This window comes from Spongiactinospora sp. TRM90649 (assembly GCF_029382225.1).
GTDB lineage: Bacteria > Actinomycetota > Actinomycetes > Streptosporangiales > Streptosporangiaceae > Spongiactinospora.
Genome location: NZ_JARLTC010000079.1, coordinates 1 through 5,318 on the forward strand (window position 1 = coordinate 1; position 5,318 = coordinate 5,318).

Consider the following 5,318-nt stretch of genomic DNA (forward strand, 5'->3'; position numbering starts at 1 on the left):
GCCAGGGGAAGGCTCATGCAGGCCCTCCCGGCGGGCGGCGCGATGCTCGCCGTCGAGGCCACCGAAGACGAGATCACTCTCGACGACGGCCGGGTGAGCATCGCCGCGATCAACGGCCCCACCTCGATCGTGCTGTCCGGAGCGGCCGAGGCCATCGACGAACTCGAAGCCGGATACCGAGCCGAGGGACGCCGCGTGAAGCGGCTCGCCGTCTCCCACGCCTTCCACTCGGTGCTGATGGAGCCGATGCTCGCCGACTTCCGGGAGATCGCCGCCGCCATCACCTACCGCACGCCGACCATCCCGGTCATCTCCAACCTGGACGGGCGTCCCGTCGAGGGCTACACGGCCGAGTACTGGGTGCGTCACGTCCGCGAGGCCGTCCGGTTCGCCGACGGGATCGCGACCCTCCGCGCCGAGGGCGTCACCGTCTTCCTGGAGCTGGGACCCGACGGCGTCCTGTCCGGCATGGCCCAGCGCTGTGCGGAGGGCGCGCTGCCGCTTCCCGTGCTGCGCGCCGACCGGTCGGAGACCGAGGCCCTGCTGCAGGCGCTGGCCCGCGCCCACGTCACCGGCGTCCGGGTCGGCTGGGCGGAGATGTTCGCCTCCTGGGGCGGCCGGAACCGCGTGGGCCTGCCGACGTACCCGTTCCAGCGGGAGCGCTACTGGCTGGACCCGGTGGACCCGAAGGCGCTGGCCGCCGGGGCGGCCGACCCGGTGGAGACCCGGTTCTGGGAGGCCGTGGAGGCCGAGGACCTGCGGGCCGTCGCGGGCACGCTCGACCTCGACGACACCGCACTCGGCACCGTGCTGCCCGCCCTGTCCGCCTGGCGCAGGCGGCACCGCGACCGGTCCACGGTGGACTCGTGGCGGTACCGGGTGGTGTGGAAGCCGCTGCCGGAGACCGTCACCCAGGCGCTGTCCGGGACATGGCTGGTCGTCACCGCCGGGGCCGGGCAGGACGAGGACGTCGTCTCGGCGCTGCGGGACGGCGGTGCGGAGGTGGAGCGGATCGTCGCCGGCGGCGAGGACCGCCACGAGCTGGCCGCCCGGCTGGCCGAGCTGGACCCGCCCGCGGGTGTGCTCTCCCTGCTGGCCGTGGAGCCCACGGTGCTGCTGGTGCAGGCGCTGGCGGACGCCGGGATCGACGCGCCGATCTGGTCGGGCACCCGGGGCGCGGTGTCGGTCGGCCGGTCAGACCCGCTGACGAACCCGGTCCAGGCCCAGGTCTGGGGCCTGGGCAGGGTCGCCGCGCTGGAGTATCCGCGCTGGTGGGGCGGTCTGGTGGACCTGCCCGCGACCGTGGACCGCAGGGCGGGCGAGCGCCTGGTCTCCGTGCTGTCCGGCGAGTCGGGCGAGGACCAGGTCGCGGTCCGCGCGTCCGGGGTGTTCCGCTGCCGGCTGCGCCGCGCGCCGCTGGCCAGGGGCCGGGTGCCCGCGCCGTGGCGGCCGGGCGGGACCGTGCTGGTCACCGGCGGTACCGGCGCGCTCGGCGCGCAGGTGGCCCGCTGGCTGGCGGGCCGGGGCGCGGAGCGGCTGGTGCTGACCAGCCGTCGCGGCCTGGAAGCGCCGGGCGCGGCCGAGCTGGTCGCCGAGCTGGCGGAGCTGGGCACCGAGGCGATCGTGACCGCCTGCGACGTGGCCGACCGCGACGCGCTGGCCGCGCTGCTGGCCGAGCACCCGGTGACCGCCGTCGTGCACACGGCGGGCGTGATCGGGGCCGTGGCCCTGGAGGAGACCGGGCTCGCCGAGTTCGCCGACGTGCTGCGGGCCAAGGTGACCGGCGCGGCCAACCTGGACGAACTGCTGGCCGACGCCCCGCTTGAGGCTTTTGTCACCTTCTCCTCGATCGCAGGTGTGTGGGGGAGCGGCAACCAGGCCGCCTACGCCGCCGCGAACGCCTACCTGGACGCGCTGGCCGAAGAGCGGCGCGCCCGTGGCCAGGCCGCCACCTCGGTGGCCTGGGGCCCGTGGGCCGAGGCGGGCATGCTGATCGCCGAGGAGGCCGAGGACTACCTGCGCAGGCACGGCCTGCTGGCCATGCCGCCAGAGCTGGCGATCACCGCGCTCGCTCAGGCGGTGGACCACGGCGAGACCTGCGTGACCGTCGTGGACGTGGACTGGGAGCGGTTCAACCCGGCGTTCACGTCGAGCCGTCCGAGCCCGCTGCTGCGCGACCTGCCGGGCAACGCCGACCAGGCGCGCCCGGCGAGCGCGCCGGACGGTGGTTCGGCGTTCGTGCGGGGACTGGCGGCGCTGCCGTACGCGGAGCGGCTGCACGCCGTCGAGGAGATGATCAAGGTCGAGGCGGCGGCCGTGCTCGGCCACGCCGACCCCAGGTCGGTGGAGGCCGAGCGGTCCTTCAAGGACCAGGGCTTCGGCTCGCTGACCGCCGTCGAGCTACGCAACCGCCTCGCCGAGGTCACCGGCCTGAAGCTGCCCGCCAGCCTGGTCTTCGACTACCCGACCTCCGCCGCGATGGCGCACCACCTGATCGGGCTGCTGGTCGGCATCGACCCGGAGGTCGTCGCCCCCGTCACCGGCACGGCCCAGACCACGGACGACCCGATCGCGATCGTCGGCATGAGCTGCCGGTTCCCGGGCGGGGTGTCCTCGCCGGAGGAGCTGTGGGCGCTGCTGGCCGGCGGCGGTGACGCGGTCGGCGGGTTCCCCGTCGATCGCGGCTGGGACCTCGCGGCCCTGTTCGACCCGGACCCCGACCGGGCCGGCACCTCCTACGCCCGCGTGGGCGCGTTCCTGGACGGCGCGGCCGAGTTCGACGCCGGGCTGTTCGGGATCTCGCCGCGTGAGGCGCTGGCGATGGACCCGCAGCAGCGGTTACTGCTGGAGAGCACGTGGGAGGTGTTCGAGCGCGCGGGGATCGACCCGCGTTCGCTGCGCGGCAGCCGTACCGGTGTGTTCGCCGGGACCAACGGCCAGGACTACACACGCATCACCGTCGAGTCGCCCGAGGCGTCCGAAGGTCATGTCGCGACCGGCGGCGCGGCGAGCGTGATGTCCGGCCGGATCTCCTACGCGTTCGGCCTGGAGGGCCCGGCGATCACGGTGGACACGGCGTGCTCGTCGTCCCTGGTGGCGCTGCACCTGGCGGTGCAGGCGCTGCGGAACGGCGAGTGCGAGCTGGCGGTCGCCGGTGGCGTGACCGTGATGGCGACCCCCGGCGCGTTCGTCGAGTTCTCCCGCCAGCGGGGCCTGGCCCAGGACGGCCGCTGCAAGGCGTTCGCCGAGGCGGCGGACGGCACCGGCTGGGGCGAGGGCGTCGGAGTGCTGCTCGTGGAGCGCCTGTCGGACGCCCGCCGCAACGGGCACCAGGTGCTGGCCGTCGTGGCCGGATCGGCGATCAACCAGGACGGCGCGTCCAACGGTCTCACCGCCCCCAACGGTCCTTCGCAGCAGCGGGTGATCCGGCAGGCCCTCGCCGGGGCCGGACTGGAGGCCGCGGACGTGGACGCCGTCGAGGCGCACGGCACCGGCACCGCGCTCGGCGACCCGATCGAGGCGCAGGCCCTCCTCGCCACCTACGGCCAGGAGCGCGAGGAGCCGCTCTGGCTGGGCTCCATCAAGTCCAACATCGGCCACACCCAGGCGGCGGCGGGCGTCGCGGGCGTGATCAAGATGGTCATGGCCATGCGGCACGGCATGCTGCCGCGCACCCTGCACGTCGACCGGCCGTCCACCCACGTGGACTGGACGGCGGGCGCGGTCGAACTGCTCACCGAGAACCGGCCGTGGGCGGCCGGCGACCGCCCCCGCCGGGCCGGGATCTCCTCGTTCGGGATCAGCGGTACCAACGCGCACACCATCATCGAGGAGCCGCCGCCCGCCGAGTCCGAGGTCGGGTTCGAGGCGGAGCCCGGCGCGGCGCCGCCGCCGGTCGTGCCGTGGCCGCTGTCGTCCGACTCCGCCGCCGGGCTTCGCGAGCAGGCCGCCCGGCTGCGGTCCCACGTCGACTCGGCGGAGACCGCCGACCTGATCGACATCGGCCTGTCGCTGGCGACCGCCCGCGCCGCGCTCGACCACCGCGCGGTGGTCCTCGCCTCCGACCGTCAGGCCGCGCTCGACGCCCTCGGCGCGCTCGCCGCCGGCACGGCGTCGCCCGCCGTCGAGCAGGGCGTCACGGCCGGTGGCCGCCTCGCCTTCCTGTTCACCGGCCAGGGCGCGCAGCGCGCCGGGATGGGCAGGGGCCTGTACGCGACGTTCCCCGCCTTCGCCGACGCCCTGGACGCGGTCTGCGCCCACCTGGACACCGAACTGGACCGCCCGCTGCTCGACGTCCTCTTCGACGACGGCGACGCGCTGGACCAGACCGTCTACACCCAGGCCGGGCTGTTCGCCCTGGAGGTGGCGCTGTTCCGGCTGCTCGACTCCTGGGGCGTGCGGCCGGACTACCTGCTCGGCCACTCGGTCGGCGAACTGGCCGCCGCGCATGTCTCCGGAGTGCTCTCGCTGGCCGACGCGTGCGCCCTGGTGGCGGCGCGCGGGCGGCTGATGCAGGCCCTCCCGGCGGGCGGCGCGATGCTGGCCGTCGAGGCGGCCGAAGAGGAGATCGCCCTCGACGACGCCAGGGTGAGCATCGCGGCGATCAACGGGCCGAGGTCCGTGGTGGTCTCGGGTGTCGCCGAGGCGATCGACGAGCTGGAGGCCGGGTACCGGGCCGAGGGCCGCCGGGTGAAGCGGCTGACGGTCTCGCACGCGTTCCACTCGGTGCTGATGGAGCCGATGCTGACCGAGTTCGGCGAGATCGCCGCGCGGCTGGACTACCAGCCGCCCCGGATCCCCATCGTCTCCAACCTGGACGGTGAGCTGGTCACCGTCTACACCGCCGACTACTGGGTCCGGCACGTGCGTGAGGCCGTCCGGTTCGCCGACGGCGTCGAGGCCCTGCGCGCCCGTGGCATCGCCAAGTTCATCGAGCTCGGCCCGGACGGCGTGCTCACCGCGATGGCTCAGCAGTCGGTGGAGGACGCCGTCCTCATCCCGATGCTGCGCGCGGGCCGCGACGAGGCCGAGGCGCTGCTCACCGCCCTGTCCAGGGCGCACATCAGCGGCGAAGGCCCCAACTGGCACGCGGTCTTCGGCCCCTGGGGCGGCCGGATCGTGGACCTGCCCACCTACGCCTTCCAGCGCGAGCGGTTCTGGGCCCAGGCCCGTCGCGTCTCCGGTGACCCGGAGGCGGCGGGGCTGGGCGCGGTGGATCACCCGTTGCTCGGCGCGGCGGTCCCGCTGGCCGGTGGAGACGGTGTGGTGCTGACGGGCCGGTTGTCGGTGGCGGCTCAGCCGTGGCTGGCCGATCACGT

1 protein-coding gene is annotated in these 5,318 nt (G+C 74.9%); it reads left to right on the forward strand.

Annotation, left to right across the window (positions count from 1 at the left end; all coding sequences use genetic code 11):
- Window positions 1–15 precede the first annotated feature (15 nt).
- Window positions 16–5,318, forward strand: a 5,303-nt coding sequence (locus P3X83_RS42985) for a type I polyketide synthase (protein WP_277311225.1), incomplete at its 3' end; no start/stop codon positions are given.